Consider the following 24,210-nt stretch of genomic DNA (forward strand, 5'->3'; position numbering starts at 1 on the left):
CCAACAACGGGTTTTTTATGACTACGCAAAACGCGAACACCACTTTATTTATTGGCCTGATGTCGGGCACCAGTCTGGATGGCATAGACGGTGTCATGGCTTCATTTCCAAATAATGATGGCAACGAGCCGCAACAACATCCAGCGACGACCCTGGCATCAGCGTATATGCCTTTTTCTGCCACATTACGCAGAGAATTGATGGCACTGCAACGTGCAGGCGAGAATGAAATCGAACGTGAAGCACTAGTCGGCAATACGCTGGCGACGCATTACGCAGCCTGTGTCGAGCGCTTATTGATCGATGCAGGACTGCGAGCCGACCAAATCCGCGCTATTGGGGTGCATGGTCAAACCATCCGCCATCGGCCAGAACTGGGATTCACCCGTCAAACGAATAATCCGTCGTTGCTAGCCGAACTGACCGGAATCGATGTTATCGCCGATTTCCGTAGCCGCGACATCGCCGCTGGCGGCCAAGGCGCACCTTTAGTGCCAGCCTTTCACCAAGCCGTGTTTGCAAATCCGGCAGAAACCCGCGTCGTCGTGAATATTGGTGGCATAGCCAACATCAGCGTCTTGCACCAGCGAACGGACGGCGCTACAACTGTGACGGATATTGGCTTTGATACTGGGCCAGGCAATAGCTTGATGGATCTTTGGATCAAGCTCAATAAAGGTAAGGATTACGACGAAAATGGCGTGTGGGGGGCTAGCGGCACCGCTCTGCCAATGCTATTAAAGGCATTTCTCAACGAGCCTTACTTTGCGTCTCCACCACCTAAAAGTACTGGCCGTGATTTGTTTAACGAAGCATGGCTGGCGGCAAAACTGGCCCAGTTCCCCCAGCTTTCTCCCGCCGATGTGCAAGCAACACTTGTCGCGCTAACAGCAGCGACGATTGCCGACGCCATCGCACGCCACGCTAGCGATGCCAAGATGGTCTATGTTTGCGGTGGCGGAGCTTATAACCCCTATCTGATGAAAATGTTAGGACGATCACTCGCACAGCATGGCTCAGCCGCCGCAGTCGAATCGACCGAGGCCCTCGGAGTTGCGCCGAATCACGTAGAGGCACTGGCATTTGCCTGGCTGGCGCAGCGCTTCGATTTAAGATTACCTGGAAACTTGCCCGGCGTGACCGGTGCCGCTGGCCCCCGTATTTTGGGAGCGCTGTATCCAGCCTGATCCGGGAGATGAAGACAGTCAGCATGCAAAAAAGCACTCAGATATATTATCTGAGTGCTTTTTTCTTAACTATTTCAGTTGCCGCAACCTGCGTTCTGCTAATGCCTTACTTAGCAGAAATTACGCAGAGAACGAAGATCCGCAGCCGCATGTCGTCGTTGCATTAGGATTCTTGATGACGAATTGCGCGCCTTCCAAATCATCCTTGTAATCGATTTCTGCGCCGACCAGATATTGATAACTCATTGAGTCGATCAGCAACTGCACGCCATTCTTGGTCATGGTCGTGTCGTCTTCATTGACGATTTCATCAAATGTGAAACCGTACTGGAAGCCAGAGCAGCCACCGCCCTGCACAAATACGCGCAGTTTCAGATCTGGATTGCCTTCTTCTTCAATCAGCTGCGCCACTTTCGAGGCTGCACTATCAGAGAAAAGAATCGGGGATACAACGTCTTGGATTTCAGCGACAGCATTCATTTTTGGCTCCTGCGGGAACATACAATACTTGCATTATAGGCGTTTAGCTGCGATTACGCAGACGAGACGCAACTCTTAAGCGGACTCTGATACTTTTGACAACTCTGCAACGGTAGAGCTCTGTGTAATCTGTGGGATCTGCCGCGTTTCCAGCAACCGTAATGTTGCTTCCGGCGTTACCACCTGATCATGCGTCAACTTACCGCTTACCAGAGCACCACTATGCATTTCCAGAATTTTGTAATTTACATCACCGGTTATGCGGGCTTTCGGTTGTAATTCAAGCAGTTCAGATGAAAAAACATTCCCCACGACCTCACCGTTGATCACTAAATGCGCTACGCGGATTTCACCCTCTACCTTGGCGTTCTCGGAAATCACCAGCATCGTGATTGATCCCTCGTCCGCGATGACGTTGCCTTTAATATGGCCGTCAATACGCAGACCGCCTTTGAAATGCACATCGCCATGAATACTTGTCGACGAACCGATCAAACTGTCGATGGTGTGTTTTGCTTTACGGTTAAACATAGTAATCCTGTCCTGTGATGCCGGGTTATCGTGGTCCGTTACTACGGGCAAGCTTCAATCGATATCCTCAATGATGGACGGCAATTATAAAGCACTAAAGATGCGTCGATTGTTGCGCCCGAACCTGGCCTTTTTCCAGCACTTTGACCTGCAACGTTTTAATCGTCGTCCCTTCCGGTAAAGTTACCATCCCATCAATGCGCTGGTAATACTTGAAATCAAGTCGAAAACCAGCCTTATCAGTGGGATTTGCATTCTGTTCGGGATAGGTCAATACAACATTTTTACCGCGTACAACCGCATTCACCAGCACCTGAAAGTCACCCACAAAATCGCGGCCATTGTTACCGCCGCGCATGATCAGAGAGCGATAACGCAATTGTGTCGGCGCGACCAACGCAAGATTCAAACGTTGAATCGCAACACCCTCGTTGCCGATAGCTGTTGGCAGCAAACCCTCAAAAAATGCCAGATCCTCTTTGAGTTTGGCGTTATCCAGTTCCAGCGCTGTAATTTGCTTGTTCAACTGCGCCTGAGTCGCTTGCGCAATATTTTGCTGACTCTCGGCCGCATTGGCGAAACTTAAAAATCGATCCCGTTCCAGACTCAATACGGTGACTTTGGCATTCAGGTCGGTTACATCCTGTGCGGTAGCCTGCACTCTGCCACCAGTAAAACTTCGACCAGCGTCATATGCCCAGAAGGCTATCGCAGAACTCAAACCAATCAGCGCAACCCCAAATGCCGCTTTTAACGGCCACGGAGAATGACTTTTGATCGTCATTCTCGGGGCAGAAATAGACATCTGTCGACGCCATAACGTGTACTTCATCGGACCACGACTAGCGACGCTCGGCAGCAATGAACCAATGACATTATGGCAAAACGGGTACGTGCATCAAACCCGTTGTTTCATCCAGACCAAACATCAGATTCATACATTGCACCGCTTGCCCCGATGCACCTTTGACCAGATTATCCTGAACCACCAGCACGACGACCGTATCGCCATCGTTCGGGCGATGCAAAGCAATCCGTAGCATGTTCGAACTGCGTGTTGAGCGGGTTTCCGGATGCGCGCCAAACGGCATTACGTCAATGAACGGTTCGTCCTTATACGCATCCTCAAACAAAGCTTGCAGCGCAACGTTGTCCAATTTCTGGTTCAGACGCGCATACAGCGTGGAATGCATCCCACGTATCATTGGCACCAAATGCGGCGTAAACAGCAGACCAACCTTTTCCTCAGTCAACTTGGTCAGTTGCTCCAGAGTTTCTGGCAAATGCCGATGCCCTGACACGCCGTAGGCCTTGAAATTATCACTCGCTTCGGAGAACAGCATCGCCACTTCGGCTTTACGTCCCGCGCCAGACACGCCTGATTTACAATCGGCGATCAGATTCGATGCATCAATGACGCCAGCTTTTAGCAGCGGTGCCAAGCCCAATTGCATCGTCGTCGGATAGCAGCCGGGATTGCCGACCAGACGCGCTTCTTTAATCGCTGCACGATTTAACTCTGGCAAACCGTACGCAGCTTCTTTGAGTAATTCAGGACAGCTGTGCGGCTGTTTGTACCATTTTTCAAATACCGCAGTATCTTGCAAGCGGAAATCTGCCGCCAGATCGATCACTTTGACCCCTGCTGCCAGCAACGCCGGTGCCTGCGCCATGGCGACACCATGCGGCGTTGCAAAGAAAACTACGTCGCACTCTTCCAAATGCGCGTTTTCAGGACTGGAAAAGGCTAATGCGACACGTCCGCGCAATGACGGGTACATATCGGCAATCGGGGTCCCGTCCTCTTTTCGTGAGGTGACAGCCATCAATTGCACTTGCGGATGCGTTGCCAGCAAACGCAATAACTCGACGCCGGTATATCCGGTACCACCAACGATTCCAACCTTAATCATTTTTTCGTCCTTACCTGAAAACACTATTGGCGCCTGAGTCGCCAGTCTGATCTGCGATAGCCGGGCCTTTGCCCGGTCCAAAAAATATACCAACGCATGTTTGTGTTGGTATAGCGGCGTATTTTAGCAGCCTGAAGGCAACTACTTCGTCCCCATCAAAAATCCGCGTAAAAATCTTATGTTTTGATCGATATAAAAAATTGGCGAAAAAAAAACCGCCGGGTGCGAACCTGGCGGTTTTTCTTGCTTTCGAAGCAAATATTAACGCTTCGAGAATTGCTTTGCCCGACGCGCTTTGCGCAGACCGACTTTTTTACGCTCAACTTCACGTGCATCACGTGTAACAAAACCAGCTTTTGACAGTTCTGGCTTCAAAGTTGCATCGTAGTCGATCAGAGCACGTGTAATGCCGTGACGAACTGCACCAGCTTGGCCGGACTCGCCGCCGCCGCTAACGTTGACTTTGATGTCGAAAGTTTCAACATTGTTAGTCAATACTAGTGGTTGACGAATAACCATCAGACCGGTTTCGCGCGAAAAATACTCATTCGCTGGCTTGCCGTTGACGATGATTTGACCTGAGCCTGACTTGATGAAGACGCGCGCCACTGCACTCTTGCGACGGCCGGTTCCGTAATTGTAGTTACCGATCATGTCAATTCCTTAGAGTTCAAGTACTAATGGTTGCTGCGCTGCATGCGGATGGGAACCATCTGCGTACACTTTCAGCTTCTTGATCATAGCGTAGCCTAGCGGGCCTTTAGGCAACATGCCCTTGACTGCTTTTTCTAACGCACGACCTGGAAAACGCTGTTGCATTTTCTGGAAATTGGTTTCGTAGATACCGCCTGGATAACCGGAGTGACGGAAATATGTCTTGTCGGTTGCTTTTGCGCCAGTAACACGCAATTTGCCAGCGTTGATAACGACGATGAAATCGCCAGTGTCGACGTGCGGAGTAAATTCTGGTTTGTGTTTGCCGCGCAATCGGAGTGCCACTTCGCTGGCAACACGTCCGAGGACTTTGTCCGTCGCGTCAACCACGTACCAATTACGCTGGACTTCATGTCCTTTAGCGGAAAAAGTTTTCATGTTGACTTCCTTACTAGTTTAATTCGCTCAAATGGTGGTTCCGGCGCTATCAAAAACACCGCTATTCCGATGTTATTGTCCTGCTTTGACGCCAGACTCTGCCTTGTAATCTTTTCCTGAGCAAACGGAAAAGCCGTAAATTATAACGTTTTCAAGGACTTGGCGTCAAATTCATTGATGCGATAACAGAATTCTCGTGCATCCGGCAGGAAAACTGTTGTAAATCCGGAGGCTATCAGAGGATTTTTCGCCAACCAAAAGTCACAATCTTTTGAAAAGGCAAAAAAAACCCGAAACATCGTGGTTCCGGGTGGAATCCGCACTACGAGGAGAGCGGAGGAGACATGGCTGATTGCCAGCAAGCATTGCGGCACTCAGTAAAATCATCTTAGCAGACGAAATTGTGCAGCGCAAGAAAAAATACGAACATTCGATTTCACCACCTTTTTTCCTGATTCTCCTATGAAGAATTTCGTTAGCTGTGCACAACGGACATTTTTATAATATCGATATGCCTTTTGACACCAAAAAATGATGCAGCGCAATATTTAAGGACGCACATCAATCGAAGGGCAATAAAGCAAGCTATCCACCAACGACAAACTTGAAGAGCAGTTAAACTATTCCGATCTATCAATCAGTCAGTGAGAAACATATGGAATGCACAGTGCGCTGGACAGGTTTGTCCGGCATGACGTTTTTGGCCGAAACCGGCTCAGGCCACGTAGTAACGATGGACGGCGCTCCCGATGGCGGCGGCCGCGATCTTGCGCCACGCCCTATGGAGCTGGTGTTGGCCGGGACAGGCGGCTGTACTGCTTATGACGTAGTGTTAATTCTGAGAAAAAGCGGGCAAGACATCCGCGCTTGCGAAGTAAAACTGACTTCAGAACGAGCAGAAAAAGATCCTAAGGTATTTACCAAAATCAATTTCCACTTCATCGTCCGTGGTCGCAACCTGAAGCCGAACGTTGTGGAACGCGCGATTAAGTTGTCCCATGAGAAATATTGCTCTGCATCAATCATGCTGGAAAAAACTGCCGAAATAACGCATAGCTATGAAATCGTCGACGATCTGGCGGAATTGCCACCGACCAGCTAATTTACGATCACAATCTAGCCCTAAGCCATATAGGGCTAGATGTTAAAGGTCGGAGGTCGGAGGTCGGACGTCAGATGTAATATGCAACGCTAGTCATTACTTTCGACATTGTCCGCATTGCCTTTTGCGCCGGTAGTGGCAGGTCAGTTCCTCCCAAAGCTTTCGCCGCGGCGCCATGCGCAATTTCATCTTCACGCATTTGCATCACAATCGCCCGGGACTTAGTGTCTTGTTCGGGCAATTCGGTCAGATGGCTGGTCAGATGTTCTTCGACTTGCCGCTCGGTTTCTGCAACAAAACCAAGACTGCGCGTATCTCCTAGTCGCGCCGCGACAGTGCCCAGCGCATACGCGCCGACATACCACAACGGATTAAGCAAGCTGACACGCGACCCTAACTCGCGCAGACGTTCTGCAGTCCAGGCCAGATGATCTTCTTCTTCGCGGCCCGCCTCGGCAAATTGTTGCTTGATCGGTTCCCCCTGCGCAAACCGCCCTTGCGCGTCATACAGCGCCTGCGCGCAGACTTCCCCGACATGATTTACCCGCATCAAACCCGCGCTGTGCCGCTGCTGATCTGCGTCCAACACGGTCTGCGCGACTTGCAATGCAGGATTCGGCCGCGATGCCGATGCAATCCCGCCAATCACGCGCAGCGCACGATCGAAATCTCCAATAACCTTGTCTAAAAATGGCATCTGTTTGACCAATAGAAATATGCGATGAGGGAATTTTATCAGGGGTGCAACAAGTTCACCGAACTAAGCAGGTCAAGTACAGTAAACCAACCGCGCCATTTAACCAATTACTCGCTTTGGGCGAAACACTGCGGCATCGGCATAAAAATCCTGACCCTGATTGCCGCACCAACCCGGCACGCCCAATACGGGCAACGGCGTTAATTGCCCAATAGTCATGCCTTGCTGCGTCAAATGTCCTGCCAGATAGCGATCAATCCAACGCCTGCGCGAATCCATATCCTGCACAAAAAAATCATCAGGAGCGATCAGTATTAACGTGTGCGCGGTAATCGCTTTGTAAGGACGCACCAGCTTTTCTACCAGCGCGTGGCCGAATAGCCATATCTCGGCATTGACGCCAAACGCCGCACGCTGCTCAATAAATGCTTCGCACCATTGATGCTGCCTTAGCGCCGCAATCAACGCGGTGCCTGCAAGGCCATCGCGAACGACCAGCAACGCTGCATTTTCATCAAAAATCGTCGCCGCATCACGTGCTGCACCGCGTGGCTTACCGCTACCCGATAACGTCCCGGCCTTGGATAGCTCCGCCGCTTGCAATGCATTCAGGCGCGCTTTGCTGGCGGGAAATGAGAGCCATATCAGCGCATTTAAAAAATCATGGAGATTTGTCCGCGTCGGCACCTTGCCGGTTTCGCTAATGAACGCTTCGTAGGCAGTATCGGCAGGCAATGCCGTCTGCGGCACAAAACCAATTAGCAAGCCACGATGATTGCGAATATCACCTGCGATGGCGGCGTTGTTGAGCGCCAGAAGCCAATCTTCGGTCGCAGCCAATTGCGCACCGTAGCCGCGCAGAGGCGATAGCCAAGGCTGTTGCCAGTCGATAGCATCAAGGAAGTGCGCAGTTGGGGAGGAGGGAGGAGAGCTCATTTTGCGCACATTTTACAGCGCCCTCCCCGCGTCCTCCACATGTTTCCAGATTCAGCAGCGCCCCGCTGCCTTTTGCCGGAACGAACTACGCAGCTTGCTGCGATGGATGTGATTGCTTGCGATACAAAAATTCCAACACCGTAGTGCGATATTCCGCATACAACGCATCCTGCGCCAATGCGACTCTTTCACGTGGTCGCGACAAGCGCACTTCCACGATTTCGCCGATGGTCGCGGCTGGCCCATTGGTCATCATCACGATGCGGTCCGATAGCAAAACTGCTTCATCAACGTCATGCGTCACCATCACGACGGTCGATTCCGTCTTCGCAACAATTTTTAATAACTCGTCCTGCAAGTGGGCACGCGTCAATGCATCCAACGCCCCGAATGGCTCATCCATCAGCAGCACTTTAGGCTCCATCGCCAGCGCCCGGGCAATGCCGACGCGCTGCTTCATCCCGCCAGATATTTCATTCGGGCGCTTCTGCGCCGATGCCATCAAGCCGACCAACGCCAATGCAGCATTGGTGCGCTCTTTCAATGCCGCTTTATTTTCGGTCGCTGAAAACACCCGCTCAACGCCTAAAAAAACATTTTCGTAGCAGCTCAACCAAGGCAGCAAAGAATGATTTTGAAACACGACAGCGCGCTCTGGCGAAGGCCCCGCAATTTCGCGATTTGCACACAGCAATACACCGGCACTCGGTTGCAACAAACCCGCAATCAGATTCAGTAAAGTCGATTTTCCGCAGCCGGAGTGACCGATCAGCGTTACAAACTCGCCTTTGCGTACCGTCAGATTAATTTCACGCAGCGCATGGAAATCTCCTTTGCGCGTATGAAACAGCATTTCAGCCTGATGGATATCGATAAATTTTTCGTCGCGCAGCATGATATTTTTCCTCTGGATATAATTGCTAGGTGCCGAATCAATTATTCACTTGCTCGTAAGTGAACGCCTTCGCCAACGCCACCAAAAGCTGCTCAAGCAACAAGCCCACCACGCCGATCACCACAATGGCAATGATGATGTGCGGAACGTTCAGATTATTCCATTCGTCCCACACCCAGAAGCCGATACCGACGCCGCCCGTCAACATTTCTGCGGCAACAATTACCAGCCATGCCGTGCCGATTGCCAACCTGACGCCAGTCAACATATAAGGCAAAACCGAAGGGAAAAGTATCTTGGTAACGATCTTCCACTCCGACAAATTCAACACCCGCGCCACGTTCATATAATCCTGCGGTACACGTTGCACACCGACCGCAGTGTTAATCACCATCGGCCAGATCGAACAAATAAAAATGGACCAGATCGCCGCTGGATTAGCCGATTTGAATACCAGCAAACCAATCGGCAACCAGGCCAGTGGCGAGACCGGTTTCAACAAGCTGATAATCGGTCCGAACATGCTGGATAAAAATTGAAAGCGGCCAATCATGAAACCCAATGGAATCCCGACGATGGCCGCCAGACCGAAACCGATTGCCACGCGTTGTAGCGAGGCCAAAATATTCCAGCCGATTCCTTGGTCGTTCGGACCAGTCCGATAAAACGGATCGGAAAATAGTTTAATCGCCTCTTTCAACGTCACCAACGGCTTCGGAAACTGACTATTGTTCAGTGCAATCACTTGCCAGACCAGTACCAGAAAAGCCAGCCCCAGTAATGGCGCGACGACGGCCATAACTTTCGGACTCATCGTGCTGCGACGCCACGCCGTCTTTTTTACCGCCTTGGCGATAACTGGCGCTACTTTTTCTTCCATCACGTCAACGTTAACGCGCGTTCCCGCCGCGCTACCGTCGCCTGTCGAGACATCGAGATCAGTACCACTGGCACCCATAACGGACTTTACAATTGCATTCATACGGACTCCCGAATTAATCGATGTACCAGACCTGCGCCGGTCACTTTCGCATCAAAGTGAAGGTTGATTTACAGTACGCACTCAAGCCCTGATCTTGAACGAAGCGGCGTAGGCTTTCGGATCTTTACCGTCCCAGACCACGCCATCCATCAACTTGGAAGATCGCATCGGGTCTTTCGGTACAGGCGTGTTTGTCAACGTAGCAGCTTCTTTATAGAGGTTGATCTGACTGACCGATTTAGCCACCGCCAGATAGTCGGGATCGCTCTTCAACAAGCCCCAGCGACGATGCTGCGTCATGAACCACATGCCGTCCGACAGGTACGGAAAATTCACTCGACCGTCGTTGTAAAACTTCATGTAATTCGGATCGTCCCAAGTCTTGCCAAGGCCATTCTGATAGCGCCCCATGATGCGTTGATCGATCACATCCTTGCTAGTATTGACATAGGATTTGTCGGCAATGGTTTCTGCCATTTTGTTTTTATTCGCTAACGAAGCGTCGATCCATTTACTGGCATCCAGTACCGCTGCGACCAAGGCGCGGCAAGTGTTCGGATTGTTTTTGACAAACTCGGCAGTCGTACCCAATACTTTTTCCGGATGATCTTTCCAGATCTCTTGCGTGGTAATTGCGGTGATACCGACGCCATCGACAATCGCCCGATGACCCCAAGGCTCACCGACGCAAAAACCATCCATGTTGCCGACGCGCATATTCGCCACCATCTGCGGTGGCGGCACCGTGATCACCTTGGCATCCTTCATCGGATTAATGCCATTGGCCGCCATCCAGTAATACAGCCACATCGCGTGCGTGCCGGTCGGAAAAGTCTGTGCAAATGTATATTCGCGCTTATCGGTTGCCATCAATTTCGCCAGTGAAGCGCCGTCTATCGCGCCTTTGTCCGCCAGCTTTTTCGATAAGGTAATAGCCTGGCCGTTGTTGTTGAGCCCCATCAAAATAGCCATGTCCTTTTTCTGGCCGCCGATACCCATCTGGACGCCGTAAATCAGGCCCGACAATACATGCGCTGCATCCAGTTCGCCGTTGGACAACTTATCCCGCACGCCAGCCCAGGAAGCCTCTTTACTCAGAACAATTTTGATACCGTATTTTTTGTCCAGACCCAATACCGACGCCATGACCACCGATGCGCAATCTGTCAGCGGAATAAAGCCAATCTTGACTTCCGTTTTCTCCGGCTTATCCGAGCCTGCAGCCCAAACGCCACCACTAGTTAATCCCAACATACTGGCTCCTGCGGCGATGGATGCCGTTTGAATAAGTTGACGGCGCTTAAGATTTTCTACAGCAACTGGAGCGGTGTTTGACAGTGCGTCTTTTGAGTCCATAGCATAAGCTCCACTTTAATTCTGACAATAAAAAAGGCATCATCCCGCGATGACCGAAGCCATTCGGGAAGACACCTTTGTCTTAATTGGACAGACCGCCGTTGGCCGCATCCAGTTGCGCCAGCATTGGCGCATACCTTCACTACGCAAGTGGCGTGCCAGCGCTCTAGAAGAAACTATAGGGAATAAAACAGAGAAATTGCATAAAAAATATGCACTGCGTTTGTGCGATGCACCAAGTTTGCTAGCCTTGTTGGTGCAAGCGTAGTCGGAGAATGATTGGAGATGCTGAGGAACAAACGAAACAGGCGATGTGATGCAGAACGCTATCCCAACAAATCATTTGCTTCAATAATCCGCTGCGCGACCTCGGATAATTTCAGGTTTTTATCCATCGCCAGACGTCGCAATTTTTTGTACGCATCTTGCTCGCTCAGTTGTTGACGCTCCATCAACAAACCTTTGGCGCGGTCAATTATTTTTCGATCCGCTAATTTGAGCTTGGTGTCCGACAATTCATTCAATAGCTTTTGCTCTTGATTGAATCGCGCCATGGCGACTTCCAGCACAGGCTTAATGCGAGCAGTTTGCAAGCCTGCGACGATATAGGCAGATACACCGGCAGCCATTGCTGCTTCCATGCTGGATTTTTTGTCATCTTCGGTGAACAACACAATCGCTCTGCGCGCGTCGCGGGTGGCGATGACAACGTGTTCCAGCACATCGCGGGCATCGGATTCCGCGTCGATAATAATCATATCGGGCTGGAGTTGGGCAATGCGATCTGGCAAGTAAAGGTCCGCTGGCAATGAGGCGATGATGTTATAGCCCGCCTGTAGCAATCCGATGCGCAAGTCGTTGCTACGCGCAGCCTGCGCGGCAAACGCAGGATCATTGTCGCCATCGAAGGCGACCGGATTGACAACTACAATGCGCAGGTTATGCATGCTACAAGGCCAGATAAACAGCGATTATATGAATCTACACCAATGTAAAAGTGCAGTCACAGGGCAGCGCACGATACTACAAAAACATAAAGATTATCTCTCTACATGCAAAAATCGCACCAGCTGGTGCGATTTTTTTGTTGAAGCCGATTTCTTAGTCAGCTTTTAGGCAGCATCAGAACGCGTTCAGAGGAGTTGCCAATGTATTACTTCACCACCATTTAGCGGGACAATCGTTGTATTACCCATCGGCAATTCGGCCGGAATAGTCCACTCCTTACGCTGCAACGTCACCGTACCCTGATTGCGTGGCAGATTATAGAAAGCGGGACCATTAAAACTGGCAAATGCCTCCAATTGATCCAACGCTTCGACTTGATCAAAGGCTTGCGCATACAGTTCCAAAGCGTGCAACGCTGTATAGCAACCGGCACAGCCGCAAGCATGCTCTTTCAATCCTTTGGGATGCGGAGCTGAATCGGTGCCCAAGAAAAAGCGATCACTGCCTGACGTCGCGGCCTGCACCAACGCCAAACGATGCTCTTCACGCTTCAAAATAGGCAAACAGTAATAATGCGGCCGAATCCCGCCCTTAAAAATTTCATTTCGGTTGTACAACAGATGATGCGCGGTAACAGTTGCAGCGATTGGCCCCTCGCCCGCGGCGACATACTGTGCCGCATCTTTGGTGGTGATATGTTCAAACACCACTTTCAACTCTGGCATATCGTGCCGCAAAGGCCGCATTACCCGGTCAATAAAAACGGCTTCACGATCAAAAATATCAATCGCCGGATCGGTCACTTCGCCATGCACTAAAAATGGCAAGCCGAGTTCTTGCATGACTTCCAGGGTTTTGTAGCATTTAGCCAGATCAGACACGCCCGCATCCGAATTGGTCGTGGCCCCCGCCGGATACAGTTTTACGGCATGCACAAAGCCGCTGTCTTTGGCACGACGGATTTCATCTGGCGGCGTATTGTTAGTCAGATACAGCGTCATCAGTGGCTCGAATGAAAGGCCTTCCGGCACTGCCGCCAAAATGCGCTCGCGATAGGCAGCGGCTTGCGCAACAGTGGTCACAGGCGGTTTCAAATTCGGCATAACAATCGCACGGCCAAACTGGCGCGCACTGTCCGGCAACACGCTGGCCATGACGTCACCATCACGCAAATGTAAATGCCAGTCGTCGGGTCGGGTGATGGTCAGGGTATTCGTCATGTTGGCTCTCTTATGCAATACAAGGTCGAAGGTCGATTAAGACAGGCCGACATTTTACCGCAGGCCGGCAGATCGCCGCAGGCAAAAAAAAGCCGCCTCTGATGCCAGGAGCGGCTTTAGCGTTACATCAAGTAGTTAATTAATGAATAATTTTTGCCAGGAAGTCACGGGCACGGTCCGAACGCGGTGCACCGAAGAATTCTTCTTTTTTGCAATCTTCAACGATCAAACCCTGATCCATAAAGATCACGCGATTGGCGACTTTCTTGGCAAAACCCATTTCATGGGTTACGACCATCATGGTCATACCTTCTTGCGCCAGGCCAACCATGACATCCAGCACTTCGTTAATCATCTCTGGATCAAGTGCCGATGTTGGCTCATCGAACAACATCGCAATCGGGTCCATCGACAATGCGCGAGCAATCGCGACGCGTTGTTGCTGTCCACCGGACAACTGACCTGGGAATTTATCTTTTTGCGCTATCAAGCCCACGCGATCCAGATATTTCAACCCCTTTTCAGTCGCTTCGCTGACGCTGCGTCCCAATACCTTGACCTGACCGATCGTCAGATTTTCGCGAATCGACAAATGCGGAAAAAGCTCAAAGTTCTGAAACACCATGCCTATGCGTGCGCGCAATTTGGACAGATTGGTTTTTGGGTCGCCGACCGAAATACCATCGACAGTGATATCGCCCTTTTGAAACGGCTCCAGACCATTCACGGTTTTGATCAGGGTAGATTTACCCGAACCGGAAGGACCGCAGACCACCACGACATCGCCCTTGGCTACGCTGGTTGTACAATCGGTCAGGACCTGAAACTGACCGTACCATTTACTGACGTTATTAAGTTTAATCACGCGTAATTCTCCTCATTCTTGAATGCTGTTTTACAAGTGTTCCGCCTTGCCGCGCCTGATCTGAAAACAGCGGCAAGCGGTGCACATTATCGATACATCAGCGCCACGTTAGCGAATAATCGCGACTTTTTCTTGCAGTTTTTTCACCATCGAGGATAAGCCGAAACTCATCACGAAGTACACCACGGCGACAAACAAATACATTTCTACCAGTCGGCCATCACGTTGTGCAATCTTCGATGCGACGGTAACAAACTCGGGCACTGAACCCAATACGTACACCAGCGAGACGTCTTGAAACAGGACGATGGTTTGCGTGAACAGGATCGGAATCATGTTACGGAATGCCTGTGGCAACACCACATTGCCCATCATTTGCCAGTAGTTCATTCCCAACGCATAACCGGCCGAGACCTGACCGCGTGGAATCGACTGTATCCCCGAGCGCATGATTTCGCAATAATACGCAGCTTCAAACAGGATAAAAGTAATCAGTGCCGACGAAAATGCACCTACCTGTATCGGTTGCGATGCACCGGTAATCCAGGCACCGATAAACGGCACAAGAAAATAGAACCAGAAAATCACCAGTACCAGCGGCACCGAGCGAATCAAATTAACGTAGCTGGTAGCAATGAATGAAATCGCTTTGCTATGCGACAAACGCATCATCGCCAATATCGTACCGAAGAAAATACCGCCGATCATCGCCGACACCGTCAGCATCAGCGTAAATTTCATTCCCGTTGTAAACAGGTAAAACCAGGAGCGTTGGATGACGTCAAAATCGAAATTTGAAAACATGATTAATGACCCCCTGTATTAGCGCTACCGGATGAAATAAAACCCGGGATGGCGATTCTTTTTTCCAGCCAGCGCGCAAACAGCAACGCTAATCCGGAGATAACGATGTAGATGACGGTTGCGCCGGTCAACGATTCAAACGTCTGAAACGTAAATTCGCGCATCGAATACGTCGCCGCAGTCAGCTCTACCAGACCTATCGTCAAAGCGACCGAACTGTTCTTGATGATCGCTGCAAACTCATTGGTCAGCGCGGGCACAATAATGCGAAATGACATCGGCAACAATACATAACGGTAAGTTTGCGGCAACGTCAGGCCAAGCGCAGTGCCCGCCAGTTTTTGACCACGTGGCAAAGCATTAATCCCGGCAGAAACTTGTACTGCTACACGCGATGAGGTGAAAAAGCCTAACGCGAGAAAGGCGGTAATGAATGAAGCGTTTGGCAAACTTTTGAGCCAGTCACCCAGCCCGGTCGGCACCAGTTCAGGCATCACGTAATACCACAAGAACATCTGCACCAGCAGAGGAATGTTACGGAACAATTCAACATAGCCATTGGCTATGCGCACCGCCCATTTGTTTGGCATTGTGCGGATTGTGCCAACTACCGTGCCGATCGCAAGCGCCATCATCCAAGACATTGCAGACAATGCGAGGGTCCATTTCAGACCTATCAGCAAGGTGTCCATATAGGTGCTGACACCATCTGGCGACAATTGCCAAAAGATGTTCCAGTTCCAGTTGTAATGCATAGTAAGTCCCCTCTTCCCTCTATTACACAATTCATCACTATTTTTAGTGACAATGCCGGTGTCAAAAAAATAATTTGCAGCGCGGCAACTTTACTCCGGAAACAAAACGGGAGGCTTGCGCCCCCACGTTTTGATCAGGATATGTTCGTCTTATTTTTTCTTGGAAGATTGTTTTTGGGCTTCAGGAACGGCAGCGTAAACCGCTGGGTCACCGGAGTCCGTTGGTTTAGCAAATGCGGCTTTCAGTTCTGGGCTAATTGGCACGTTAAGGTTGATACCTTTTGGTGGAATTGGCGCCTGGAACCATTTTGCATAAATTTTATTGATTTCGCCTGATTTGTAAACATTGCTCAGAGCGGTATCAACAGCGTGTTTGAATGGCAAATCGCCGCTACGTTCAATGATGCCGTACGGCTCGACTGACAACGCTTCTTTAGTGATAACGTAATCATCAGGCTTCTTCGAGCTAGCTGCCAGCGATGCCAACAAGATGTCATCCATGCCGAAGGCGACTGCACGACCGGTTTCCACCATCAGGAAAGCTTCAGCGTGATCTTTAGCGGCAAGAATATTCATGCCCAGATTACGTTCAGCGTTCAAGACTGTCAGTTGCTTCAGATTAGAAGTGCCTGAAGTTGAGACGATAGTCTTGCCCTTCAAGTCTTCCAATTTAGTGATGTTGGACGATTTTTTAGCCAGCAAGCGATTTGCAGTGACATACATCGTTGGCGCAAACGAAACTACTTTTTGACGTTCCAGATTGTTAGTCGCTGAATCGCAAGACAAATCGATCGTGCCGTTTGAAATCAGAGGAATACGTGTCGCAGAAGTGACCGGTACCATTTTGACATTCAATGACAACATACCAAGTTGCTTCTGAATCGCTGTTGCCGCCTTCATACACAAATCAATTGAATAACCTTGATACGATTGCTTATCATCAAGGTAAGAAAAAGGGATCGACGAATCACGTACACCTAGCGTGATAGTGCCTGTATCTTTGATTTTTTTGAGCGTACCTGTCAGCTCTTGAGCCTGCGCAGCGGAAGCAATAACACCAACACTGATTAGCGCGACGATTAACTTTGATACCTTCATAACGACTCCCCCAAAAGAAATAAGTTTTTAGTTTAACAAAATCAACACTGGAACAGCACAACTTTACCTATCCAAATGTTAACTTAGTCTAAAAATAAATAATTTAGCCGACTTTAAACACTGTAATTACTTTGTATTCGTGGCAAAAACTTTGGCACAGCGCTACAACATTGACGGCGCTGTCCTTTACTTTTAATCGCCAACCTGATCCGACGGAAAGCGCAGCGATTCTCTAAACAGATACCCCATCGGCATTTTTAAATTTATATTGTTTTTTGCCGCTATCGGATTTAAAAACCATTTTTGGTATAACTTGTTTAATTGCCCATCCTGAATGATCTGCGCCATCGCACGATCAACCATCGCTTTAAAGGCGGGATCATCCCTGGGCAACATGATCGCATACGGCTCGGTACTCAACGGATCACCAACTACATCATACGCAGCGGGATTTTTTGATGCAGCGCGCAAACCGTATAGCAGAACATCGTCCATCACAAAAGCGTCGACCTTTTTGTCCTCGACCATACGAAAAGAAGCATCATGTTCAGATCCTTCCAGCACAACGATATTCAGTGACCGTACCTGCCCACGATCCGTCAGCGTTCGAACACTGGTCGTGCCCTTGGTCGATACCACTTTTTTGTTACGTAAATCCGGCCAGTTTTTTATACCGGAATCGACATTCACGATCATCCGCACGCCAGCAATAAAATGCGCAATAGTAAAGGCTACATGCTTACGCCGCGCTGCCGTATTTGTCGTTGATCCACACTCAAGATCAGCTTTGCCGTCCTCGATTGCTGATATGCGCGTAGAAGAAGTAACGGGCACATACGCAATCGTCAGCTGCGGCAACTTCAATTGCTGCTTGACTGCGTCTGCAATTTTTAAGCACAAATCAATGGCATAACCAACTGGCTGCTGACTCTGGTCAAGGAAGGAAAAAGGTAACGAGGCATCCCGGTAAGCGATCGTGATCGTTTTCGAATCCCTTATTTTGCTCAATACGTCGGCTTGTGCGCTGGCTTCTGAAAAACTTACCGCCAGCCCCAGCATCATCACCACATTTTTCACAAACTTTGATCTGCGATGTCGCTTTACGACCTTACCTGCCAATGAATTATCCGACTTCTTGCCTGCGTTAGCCTTGTTCTGCCACATAACCGCACTCTCCCTTAAACGATGCATAAACACCGCTGCCAGGTTTATCACGCAAGATTCAAGCCAGGTGATAAACCATTAGTAGCGGTGTCCGATTAGTTTCCCGATCTTCTCAGCAACCGAAGCGAATAGCAAACTATTCACTTCGGCGCTAGGCGCACCTTAACATCTCAAACGGCACAAAACCCGTCACGAGAAGTGGATCTAAGAGAAAGTCTATAACTCCATTAACACTGCGATCAAGGATACAAACCGCGCATTTCACGGGCTTGCAGGACACGGGTACACGCCATAATAAATGCCGCTGTCCGTAGCGATACTTTTTTCTCTTCTGCCAGTTGCCATACGGAGCTGAAAGCCTCGCGCATAATGCGGGTGAGGCGTAAATTGATTTCGTCTTCAGTCCAGAAGAAGCTTGAAAAATCCTGTACCCATTCGAAATAACTGACAGTCACACCACCGGCATTGGCAATGACATCAGGCACAATTAAGACACCCTTATCGTGCAAAATATCATCGGCTGCAGGTGTCGTCGGACCATTCGCGCCTTCCAGAATAATCTTGGCGCGGATAGTCTTTGCGGTATCGACATTGATTTGCTGCTCTAACGCGGCGGGGATCAAAATGTCGCAATCGGTTGCCCAAAACAGTGCACGATCCGAGATCTCTTCACCACCAGTGAACCCGGCCACGCTACCAGTTTGCAGGACATGCTCTTGCAACGCAGGAACGTCCAGACCGCTTTCTCGTATCACGGTGCTTTTGTGGTCCTGCACCGCAACAACTTTGGCGCCAGCTTCAGAAAACAGGCGTGCTGCAATACCGCCGACGTTACCGAAACCCTGCACTGCTACCCGTGCGCCCTTGATATCCAGACCGCGTTTAACAGCCGCTTCGCAGCCGACGACAAACACGCCGCGTCCGGTAGCTTCGCGCCGTCCCAGACTGCCGCCCAGAGAAATCGGCTTGCCGGTGACAACGCCAGAAGCGGTGCTGCCCTGATTCATGGAATAGGTATCCATCATCCACGCCATGATCTGCTCGTTGGTATTAACGTCAGGCGCAGGAATATCTTTATTCGGGCCGATGATGATGCCGATTTCACTGGTATAGCGGCGCGTCATCCGTTGCAACTCACCTTGGGATAACGTTTTTGGGTCAACCCGAATACCACCTTTAGCACCGCCGTATGGCACGTTGACTGCGGCATTCTTCACCGTCATCCAGGCCGATAAAGCCATGACTTCCGACAGTGTCACGTCTTGATGGAAACGAACGCCGCCCTTGCCAGGACCACGCGAGGTATTGTGCTGTACGCGATAGCCTTCAAAGTGGGCGATGGTGCCGTTATCGCGCTCAATCGGGACATCCACGATCAAAATACGCTTAGGCCGTTTCATGGTTTCGACCCAACGTGCTAACGGGCCGAGATAAGGGGTAACACGATCGATTTGCTCAAGATAGTCGCCCCATGGACCAATGCCATGTGACGACAAATAAGAAGGGACTTCATGCTGAATAGACATTTGTGACGCGCTCCGAAGGTTGCAATGATTAGCTCATTAACGCAAGTAAGGCGTAATAAATTGCCTTATTGGTCTGGCTAGAATCGTAGAACATCCGGGTGCGTCAATTCCAATGCTTTGTTCGCATGCAACTATGCATTTTTTGCATGGGGCTGTATTTTTGCCTGATTCTGTGCAACCAAATCGCGCCAGCTAGCGCGGCCTCACAAGGCTATTTTTGGTTTCTTTCTGGTGCCACCGCTACGTACTTTGACCTGTCCTTCTTGCTGCTGCAACAAGTAAGCCCATAACCGCGAAACCACCGGCTTACCGGGCCGCTGCGCTGTGGGGCGTTCGCGATAAAGGCGAATTTCCATGACCGCCTCCCACTCGTGCGCGCCATCGTCGACGCGTGCCAATTGCTTTAGCTTGACTTCACGCGTGACGGCAGACTCGGGTAAAAACGCGACGCCGTGGCCTTCTAGGGCCATCATTTTCAAGCCTTCCGCCATATCGGTTTCATAGCGTTTTTCCAGATGCAACGGCCTTTTCGAATCAGTCAGAATCAATTCCACCATCCGACCGAGATAGGCGTTACTTGTATAAGATAAAAATGGTAAAGGGGTGGTGCTAGTGCCGGGGAAGAGATAATCGGGCACACCAGACTTATTGCAATGCGCGTACGCACGCAACACTTCGCTACCCAAAGTCAGCATGTCATACCGACCGGAATCGAGTTGCACCGGCTGGCGCGGATGGTGATAACACAAGAGCAGATCGCAACCGCCATCTACCATCGTCATCACCGCATCATGGACATTAAGTGCAATTAACCGCGTGCTAAGGGGGCCGAAGTCGGCTTCAAGCAGCCTTATCCAGCGCGGCATATACGTCAATGACAACGTATGCGGCACGGCGAAATCGACGGTACTTAATCCGGTCGGACGCTTACCACGCATCAGCGCACGGGCATTATTAATCTGCCCGAGCATTTCCATCGCCTGCTCATAAAACACTTCGCCCGATGGCGTTAAGCGGGTCGGGTACGAAGTGCGATCGATCAAATCCGCCCCCAGCCACGCCTCAAGCGATTGAATTCTGCGCGAAAACGCAGGCTGCGTGACGTGACGCAATTCTGCCGAACGGCTGAAACTATGCGTTTCGGCCAACGAAATAAAGTCTTCTAACCATTTACTTTCCATAGCGCTATCGTAACGCGAGTCACCGTCGGAAGGGTTAATAGGCGCATAAAAAAATTGGCTGACGCAAAAATGGCCGAGGGGTTTTAACGCCCACTCGGCCAACTAATCCTGATGCTAGCGCAAATCCGTCAACTTTCTCAAGCCTCGGCGAACGGCATCGATGGCACCGACTGCGGCGATGCGGCGGCTTCTTCCGGATGCGCTTGCTGGCGTTCCCACATTTGTGAATATGCACCGGCGGCAGCCAGCAATTGTCCGTGCGTGCCGCGTTCGATGATGCGGCCGTGATCCAGCACCAGAATCTGCTGCGCGTCGGCGATGGTCGACAGGCGGTGCGCAATTACCAGCGTAGTCCGGTTCTTGGCAATTTCTTTTAGCTGGGTCTGGATCGCTTGCTCGGATTTTGAATCGAGCGCAGACGTCGCCTCGTCAAAAATTAGCAACGCCGGATTTTTCAGCAGTGTGCGGGCAATCGCTACGCGCTGCTTTTCGCCACCGGAAAGTTTTAAACCTCGCTCACCCACCATCGATGCATAACCATCGGGCAGCGACACAATAAAGTCATGAATATGCGCCGCTTTCGCCACCGCGATAACCTGCTCTTTGCTCGCGCCCGGCATGCCATAGGCAATGTTGTATTCGATACTGTCATTAAACAGCACGGTATCTTGCGGCACGATACCGATTGCTTGCCGCAACGAAGTTTGCGTCACGTCGCGCAAATCTTGCCCATCAATCGTGATTTTTCCGTGATCGATATCATAAAAACGAAACAGCAAACGCGATAGCGTCGACTTGCCCGAACCGCTATGGCCGACCACAGCCGTAGTCGTACCCGCCGCAATCGTAAAGTCGACATCGAACAGAATCTGCCGGTTGCTTTCGTAACTAAAATCAACGTGCGAGAAATGTACTTGTGCGCCGGTGGTGAACAATGGCGTGGCATCGGGCCCGTCGGCAATTTCGCGGTTCTCGTCCAATAGCGAAAACAGCCGTTCCATATCGGCCAGACTTTGCTTGATTTCGCGATAAATCACACCCAGAAAATTCAACGGAATATATAACTGGATCATGAATGAATTCACCAGTACCAAATCGCCCAATGTCATCTTACCGTCGATCACACCCTGCGTTGCGCGCCACAAAATCAACGTTACAGCGATGGCGATAATCAATGACTGACCGGTATTGAGCAACGACAACGAGGTCTGCGATTTGACCGCCGCCGTTTCATAATCCATCAAACCGTCGTCGTAACGCTTGGCTTCGTACGCTTCATTGCCAAAATATTTAACGGTTTCATAGTTGATCAGGGAATCGATCGCTTTGGTATTCGCTTTGGAGTCCAGCGCATTCATCGTACGGCGAAAATGCGTTCGCCATTCCGTCACAACTACAGTAAAAGTAATATAGGTAATCAACGCCACTGAGGTGATGACCGTGAACCAGATATCGTAATGAATCGCCAGATAACTCAGTACCAAAGAAATCTCAACCAGCGTTGGCAAAATGCTAAATAAGGCGTAAGACACTAGCGACGAAATCCCGCGCGTTCCGCGTTCGATATCCCGCGTCATTCCACCGGTTTGTCGATTCAGATGAAAACGTAACGACAACGCATGCAGATGCCGAAACACCTGCAAAGCAATCGTTCTGACGGCCCGCTGCGTCACCCGCGCAAAGACAAATTCGCGCAATTCAGTGAACAAAGTCGTGCTTAATCGTAGTGCGCCATACGCCGCCAGGATACCTAACGGCAACACCAACATCGCTTGCGGATGCGCCGCGGTGATGGTCATGCTATCGACCAGGCGTTTGAGGACCAGCGGTACGCCGACGTTGGCCATTTTTGCGCCTACCAAAAATAACAGCGCCAACGAGACCCGCCATTTATACGTCCATAAATACGGCAGCAATGTCTTTAAAGTGACCCAATCGCTGCGTTTTTTTGCGGCCGATGGGGGCGAGGGCTGAGATGCTGGGTTAGCAGAATCTGCAGAAGTGGAATAGCGACGCATGGATAGAATCTTATGAATGGTTTATGCTACAGGGCGACCAATTATTGTAGTTGTAGGGCTTAAGGAATTTCAAAATGACTGAACAAAATAACACCATCAATCCGAATGCACTACCGAACGGGAAAATGCCGCAATTGCGGGTAATGCCAATGCCAAGCGACGCCAATGTATATGGCGACGTATTTGGCGGCTGGATTATGGCGCAAGTCGATATTGCCGGCTCGTTACCTGCGACTCGCCGTGCTAATGGCCGGGTTGCCACCATCGCGGTAAATTCGTTTATCTTTAAAAATCCCGTCTTCGTCGGTGATTTACTGTCGATTTACGCCGAGATTGTCAAAGTCGGCAATACTTCGATTACCGTTAATGTAGAAGTCTACGCCGAACGCAATCGCTTGCAGGCGGAGACCGTTAAAGTGACCGAAGCCACGCTGACCTACGTTGCAACCGATTCAAGCCGTAAGCCACGACAAATTCCACCAATGCGTTAAATGGCGGTCAAAAGGCGTAATTCAATATGAATTTAGTTAGAATTTTGTTTGAAAGTTAAGTAAATTTCAGCGAGATTTTCGGCAAAGCGCTGCTTTTACCTGTATCAAGTGGCGGCTGCGCCCAACTCGGTCGAGATAGCGGCGGCTGCCTGCTTCACAATAGGAATTAATGCCTGCATGCGTTTATAGGGCATGTACGGCAAGGTGCTAGACACGCTGATGGCGGCGACAATAGCGTGGCTGGCGTCGCGTATCGGTGCAGCGACACAACGGATCGATGGTTCGTTGTCTTCCAGATCGAAAGAAAAGCCGCCTTTCGCATATTGCTGCATGTGTTCCAGAAACTCCGTCCAACTCCCCTTTTTGAGTAATTTTGCGCTGTCGGCGCTGTGCGCAAACGTGCGCTTCTCATACAAATCTTTCCAGCGGTCCTCCGTCAGTTCCAGCATTAACGCTTTGCCGACACCGGTCGTCGCAATCGGCATTCTGTGGCCGACGCGGGAACGCATTTCCAAACCTTTTTTGCCTGGAATTTTATCCAGATAAATAACGTCATCGGCGTCACGAACGGCAAGATGAATCGTGTCATTCGTTTGCTCTGCCAGCGATTCCAGAAAAGGCCGGGCCACGACCGAAAGCGAGACTTCTTCCCGCGCTTGAAAGCCCAGTTCGATCAATTTTGGACCTAACGCGTAACCGGTGTTTAAGCTGAACCGCAAATAACGCTCTTGCACCAGACAACTGGCCAGCCGGTGCGTGGTGCTGCGGGTGGTCCCGACTGCGGCGGCAATTTGCATCAAATCACGCGCACCGGCAGCAACCGCATGGACCACTGCCAATCCGCGCATTAACGTTTGCGTGCCCGTGGGGGACGACCCATTTTGGGTTCCATCATCTGCCGCCAGTGGCTTCATCATTTCGGGACTTTCGTTTTATTCAATCAATAAAAAGTATCGTGCATCGGGCTTG

Annotated in this window: 26 protein-coding genes; 4 read left to right on the forward strand and 22 right to left on the reverse strand. The window is 50.4% G+C overall.

Features of this window, described 5'->3' with window-relative positions:
- The first annotated feature begins 17 nt into the window (after nt 1-17).
- Nucleotides 18-1,187, forward strand: coding sequence for an anhydro-N-acetylmuramic acid kinase (locus C7W93_RS24160; RefSeq protein WP_108442885.1), 1,170 nt, complete (start codon nt 18-20; stop codon nt 1,185-1,187).
- Between the two features lie 120 nt (nt 1,188-1,307).
- Here C7W93_RS24160 and erpA read toward each other — a convergent pair whose 3' ends face one another.
- From erpA to rplM, 6 genes are all read right to left on the reverse strand, one after another.
- The gene (erpA, locus tag C7W93_RS24165) at nt 1,308-1,667 is read right to left on the reverse strand and encodes an iron-sulfur cluster insertion protein ErpA (RefSeq protein ID WP_108442886.1); all 360 of its coding nucleotides are present in this window, start codon (nt 1,665-1,667) and stop codon (nt 1,308-1,310) included.
- Between the two features lie 75 nt (nt 1,668-1,742).
- The gene (locus tag C7W93_RS24170) at nt 1,743-2,198 is read right to left on the reverse strand and encodes a polymer-forming cytoskeletal protein (protein WP_108442887.1); all 456 of its coding nucleotides are present in this window, start codon (nt 2,196-2,198) and stop codon (nt 1,743-1,745) included.
- Between the two features lie 94 nt (nt 2,199-2,292).
- The gene (locus C7W93_RS24175) at nt 2,293-3,003 is read right to left on the reverse strand and encodes a DUF6776 family protein (RefSeq protein WP_108442888.1); all 711 of its coding nucleotides are present in this window, start codon (nt 3,001-3,003) and stop codon (nt 2,293-2,295) included.
- A gap of 70 nt (nt 3,004-3,073) precedes the next feature.
- Entirely contained in the window at nt 3,074-4,111 is a 1,038-nt protein-coding gene (gene argC, locus C7W93_RS24180; protein WP_108442930.1) for an N-acetyl-gamma-glutamyl-phosphate reductase, read from the reverse strand.
- 261 nt (nt 4,112-4,372) lie between these two features.
- The gene (rpsI, locus tag C7W93_RS24185) at nt 4,373-4,765 is read right to left on the reverse strand and encodes a 30S ribosomal protein S9 (RefSeq protein WP_108442889.1); all 393 of its coding nucleotides are present in this window, start codon (nt 4,763-4,765) and stop codon (nt 4,373-4,375) included.
- 9 nt (nt 4,766-4,774) lie between these two features.
- The gene (gene rplM / locus C7W93_RS24190) at nt 4,775-5,203 is read right to left on the reverse strand and encodes a 50S ribosomal protein L13 (RefSeq protein WP_108442890.1); all 429 of its coding nucleotides are present in this window, start codon (nt 5,201-5,203) and stop codon (nt 4,775-4,777) included.
- A 655-nt stretch (nt 5,204-5,858) separates the two neighbouring features.
- Here rplM and C7W93_RS24195 point away from each other — a divergent pair.
- Nucleotides 5,859-6,305 (forward strand): OsmC family protein, encoded by a 447-nt coding sequence (locus C7W93_RS24195; RefSeq protein WP_108442891.1) that lies wholly within the window; start codon nt 5,859-5,861, stop codon nt 6,303-6,305.
- 70 nt (nt 6,306-6,375) lie between these two features.
- Here C7W93_RS24195 and coq7 read toward each other — a convergent pair whose 3' ends face one another.
- The 5 genes from coq7 to C7W93_RS24220 form a co-directional block, all read right to left on the reverse strand.
- Nucleotides 6,376-7,002, reverse strand: a complete 627-nt coding sequence (coq7, locus tag C7W93_RS24200; protein WP_108442931.1) for a 2-polyprenyl-3-methyl-6-methoxy-1,4-benzoquinone monooxygenase — start codon at nt 7,000-7,002, stop codon at nt 6,376-6,378.
- 99 nt (nt 7,003-7,101) lie between these two features.
- Nucleotides 7,102-7,938 (reverse strand): DUF3025 domain-containing protein, encoded by an 837-nt coding sequence (locus tag C7W93_RS24205; RefSeq protein WP_108442892.1) that lies wholly within the window; start codon nt 7,936-7,938, stop codon nt 7,102-7,104.
- Nucleotides 7,939-8,023: 85 nt separating this feature from the next.
- Nucleotides 8,024-8,833 (reverse strand): ABC transporter ATP-binding protein, encoded by an 810-nt coding sequence (locus C7W93_RS24210; protein WP_201747353.1) that lies wholly within the window; start codon nt 8,831-8,833, stop codon nt 8,024-8,026.
- A 37-nt stretch (nt 8,834-8,870) separates the two neighbouring features.
- Entirely contained in the window at nt 8,871-9,815 is a 945-nt protein-coding gene (gene ntrB / locus C7W93_RS24215; RefSeq protein ID WP_108442893.1) for a nitrate ABC transporter permease, read from the reverse strand.
- An 81-nt stretch (nt 9,816-9,896) separates the two neighbouring features.
- Complete coding sequence (locus C7W93_RS24220; protein WP_225870025.1) at nt 9,897-11,171, reverse strand: CmpA/NrtA family ABC transporter substrate-binding protein; 1,275 nt, start codon at nt 11,169-11,171, stop codon at nt 9,897-9,899.
- A gap of 49 nt (nt 11,172-11,220) precedes the next feature.
- On the opposite strand from C7W93_RS24220, the gene C7W93_RS24225 reads away from it, so the two are divergent.
- Nucleotides 11,221-11,439 (forward strand): hypothetical protein, encoded by a 219-nt coding sequence (locus C7W93_RS24225; protein WP_108442894.1) that lies wholly within the window; start codon nt 11,221-11,223, stop codon nt 11,437-11,439.
- A 58-nt stretch (nt 11,440-11,497) separates the two neighbouring features.
- Here C7W93_RS24225 and C7W93_RS24230 read toward each other — a convergent pair whose 3' ends face one another.
- The 10 genes from C7W93_RS24230 to C7W93_RS24275 all read right to left on the reverse strand — a co-directional run bounded on the left by C7W93_RS24230 (nt 11,498) and on the right by C7W93_RS24275 (nt 22,750).
- Nucleotides 11,498-12,118, reverse strand: a complete 621-nt coding sequence (locus C7W93_RS24230; protein ID WP_108442895.1) for an ANTAR domain-containing response regulator — start codon at nt 12,116-12,118, stop codon at nt 11,498-11,500.
- Between the two features lie 186 nt (nt 12,119-12,304).
- Nucleotides 12,305-13,339, reverse strand: coding sequence for a dihydroorotase (pyrC, locus tag C7W93_RS24235; protein ID WP_108442896.1), 1,035 nt, complete (start codon nt 13,337-13,339; stop codon nt 12,305-12,307).
- Nucleotides 13,340-13,478: 139 nt separating this feature from the next.
- A complete protein-coding gene (locus tag C7W93_RS24240; RefSeq protein ID WP_108442897.1) occupies nt 13,479-14,204 on the reverse strand; it encodes an amino acid ABC transporter ATP-binding protein in 726 nt (241 codons plus the stop codon).
- Between the two features lie 108 nt (nt 14,205-14,312).
- On the reverse strand, nt 14,313-15,008 hold the full coding sequence (locus C7W93_RS24245; RefSeq protein WP_108442898.1) for an amino acid ABC transporter permease: 696 nt from the start codon (nt 15,006-15,008) through the stop codon (nt 14,313-14,315).
- A gap of 2 nt (nt 15,009-15,010) precedes the next feature.
- Nucleotides 15,011-15,763, reverse strand: coding sequence for an amino acid ABC transporter permease (locus C7W93_RS24250; protein ID WP_108442899.1), 753 nt, complete (start codon nt 15,761-15,763; stop codon nt 15,011-15,013).
- Nucleotides 15,764-15,913: 150 nt separating this feature from the next.
- Complete coding sequence (locus tag C7W93_RS24255) at nt 15,914-16,861, reverse strand: transporter substrate-binding domain-containing protein (protein ID WP_108442900.1); 948 nt, start codon at nt 16,859-16,861, stop codon at nt 15,914-15,916.
- A 192-nt stretch (nt 16,862-17,053) separates the two neighbouring features.
- Nucleotides 17,054-17,923, reverse strand: coding sequence for an amino acid ABC transporter substrate-binding protein (locus tag C7W93_RS24260; protein ID WP_370446530.1), 870 nt, complete (start codon nt 17,921-17,923; stop codon nt 17,054-17,056).
- Nucleotides 17,924-18,264: 341 nt separating this feature from the next.
- On the reverse strand, nt 18,265-19,551 hold the full coding sequence (locus C7W93_RS24265) for a Glu/Leu/Phe/Val dehydrogenase (protein ID WP_108442902.1): 1,287 nt from the start codon (nt 19,549-19,551) through the stop codon (nt 18,265-18,267).
- Nucleotides 19,552-19,754: 203 nt separating this feature from the next.
- Nucleotides 19,755-20,732, reverse strand: a complete 978-nt coding sequence (locus C7W93_RS24270; RefSeq protein WP_108442934.1) for a LysR family transcriptional regulator — start codon at nt 20,730-20,732, stop codon at nt 19,755-19,757.
- A 137-nt stretch (nt 20,733-20,869) separates the two neighbouring features.
- Nucleotides 20,870-22,750 carry an ABC transporter ATP-binding protein/permease gene (locus tag C7W93_RS24275; protein WP_108442903.1) on the reverse strand — a complete coding sequence of 627 codons (1,881 nt, stop codon included), beginning with the start codon at nt 22,748-22,750 and terminating at the stop codon, nt 20,870-20,872.
- Between the two features lie 74 nt (nt 22,751-22,824).
- Here C7W93_RS24275 and C7W93_RS24280 point away from each other — a divergent pair, with 74 nt between their 5' ends.
- On the forward strand, nt 22,825-23,241 hold the full coding sequence (locus C7W93_RS24280) for an acyl-CoA thioesterase (RefSeq protein ID WP_108442904.1): 417 nt from the start codon (nt 22,825-22,827) through the stop codon (nt 23,239-23,241).
- A gap of 104 nt (nt 23,242-23,345) precedes the next feature.
- Here C7W93_RS24280 and C7W93_RS24285 read toward each other — a convergent pair whose 3' ends face one another.
- Nucleotides 23,346-24,158, reverse strand: coding sequence for an IclR family transcriptional regulator (locus C7W93_RS24285; protein ID WP_201747354.1), 813 nt, complete (start codon nt 24,156-24,158; stop codon nt 23,346-23,348).
- Nucleotides 24,159-24,210: the final 52 nt, after the last annotated feature.

Origin of the sequence: Glaciimonas sp. PCH181 (genome assembly GCF_003056055.1) — a bacterium.
In the GTDB taxonomy this organism is placed as follows: domain Bacteria; phylum Pseudomonadota; class Gammaproteobacteria; order Burkholderiales; family Burkholderiaceae_D; genus Glaciimonas.

Bases quoted from the DNA above. Each gene is read 5' to 3' on its own strand.
- C7W93_RS24175 (WP_108442888.1), bottom strand. From the start codon at position 3,003: ATGTCTATTTCTGCCCCGAGAATGACGATCAAAAGTCATTCTCCGTGG.
- C7W93_RS24265 (WP_108442902.1), bottom strand. From the start codon at position 19,551: ATGTCTATTCAGCATGAAGTCCCTTCTTATTTGTCGTCACATGGCATT.
- C7W93_RS24280 (WP_108442904.1), top strand. From the start codon at position 22,825: ATGACTGAACAAAATAACACCATCAATCCGAATGCACTACCGAACGGG.
- pyrC (WP_108442896.1), bottom strand. From the start codon at position 13,339: ATGACGAATACCCTGACCATCACCCGACCCGACGACTGGCATTTACAT.
- C7W93_RS24285 (WP_201747354.1), bottom strand. From the start codon at position 24,158: ATGATGAAGCCACTGGCGGCAGATGATGGAACCCAAAATGGGTCGTCC.
- C7W93_RS24210 (WP_201747353.1), bottom strand. From the start codon at position 8,833: ATGCTGCGCGACGAAAAATTTATCGATATCCATCAGGCTGAAATGCTG.
- C7W93_RS24260 (WP_370446530.1), bottom strand. From the start codon at position 17,923: ATGATGCTGGGGCTGGCGGTAAGTTTTTCAGAAGCCAGCGCACAAGCC.
- ntrB (WP_108442893.1), bottom strand. From the start codon at position 9,815: ATGAATGCAATTGTAAAGTCCGTTATGGGTGCCAGTGGTACTGATCTC.
- C7W93_RS24255 (WP_108442900.1), bottom strand. From the start codon at position 16,861: ATGAAGGTATCAAAGTTAATCGTCGCGCTAATCAGTGTTGGTGTTATT.
- C7W93_RS24170 (WP_108442887.1), bottom strand. From the start codon at position 2,198: ATGTTTAACCGTAAAGCAAAACACACCATCGACAGTTTGATCGGTTCG.
- coq7 (WP_108442931.1), bottom strand. From the start codon at position 7,002: ATGCCATTTTTAGACAAGGTTATTGGAGATTTCGATCGTGCGCTGCGC.
- C7W93_RS24195 (WP_108442891.1), top strand. From the start codon at position 5,859: ATGGAATGCACAGTGCGCTGGACAGGTTTGTCCGGCATGACGTTTTTG.
- erpA (WP_108442886.1), bottom strand. From the start codon at position 1,667: ATGAATGCTGTCGCTGAAATCCAAGACGTTGTATCCCCGATTCTTTTC.
- C7W93_RS24275 (WP_108442903.1), bottom strand. From the start codon at position 22,750: ATGCGTCGCTATTCCACTTCTGCAGATTCTGCTAACCCAGCATCTCAG.
- argC (WP_108442930.1), bottom strand. From the start codon at position 4,111: ATGATTAAGGTTGGAATCGTTGGTGGTACCGGATATACCGGCGTCGAG.
- rplM (WP_108442890.1), bottom strand. From the start codon at position 5,203: ATGAAAACTTTTTCCGCTAAAGGACATGAAGTCCAGCGTAATTGGTAC.
- C7W93_RS24270 (WP_108442934.1), bottom strand. From the start codon at position 20,732: ATGGAAAGTAAATGGTTAGAAGACTTTATTTCGTTGGCCGAAACGCAT.
- C7W93_RS24220 (WP_225870025.1), bottom strand. From the start codon at position 11,171: ATGGACTCAAAAGACGCACTGTCAAACACCGCTCCAGTTGCTGTAGAA.
- C7W93_RS24230 (WP_108442895.1), bottom strand. From the start codon at position 12,118: ATGCATAACCTGCGCATTGTAGTTGTCAATCCGGTCGCCTTCGATGGC.
- rpsI (WP_108442889.1), bottom strand. From the start codon at position 4,765: ATGATCGGTAACTACAATTACGGAACCGGCCGTCGCAAGAGTGCAGTG.
- C7W93_RS24225 (WP_108442894.1), top strand. From the start codon at position 11,221: ATGACCGAAGCCATTCGGGAAGACACCTTTGTCTTAATTGGACAGACC.
- C7W93_RS24205 (WP_108442892.1), bottom strand. From the start codon at position 7,938: ATGAGCTCTCCTCCCTCCTCCCCAACTGCGCACTTCCTTGATGCTATC.
- C7W93_RS24250 (WP_108442899.1), bottom strand. From the start codon at position 15,763: ATGCATTACAACTGGAACTGGAACATCTTTTGGCAATTGTCGCCAGAT.
- C7W93_RS24160 (WP_108442885.1), top strand. From the start codon at position 18: ATGACTACGCAAAACGCGAACACCACTTTATTTATTGGCCTGATGTCG.
- C7W93_RS24245 (WP_108442898.1), bottom strand. From the start codon at position 15,008: ATGTTTTCAAATTTCGATTTTGACGTCATCCAACGCTCCTGGTTTTAC.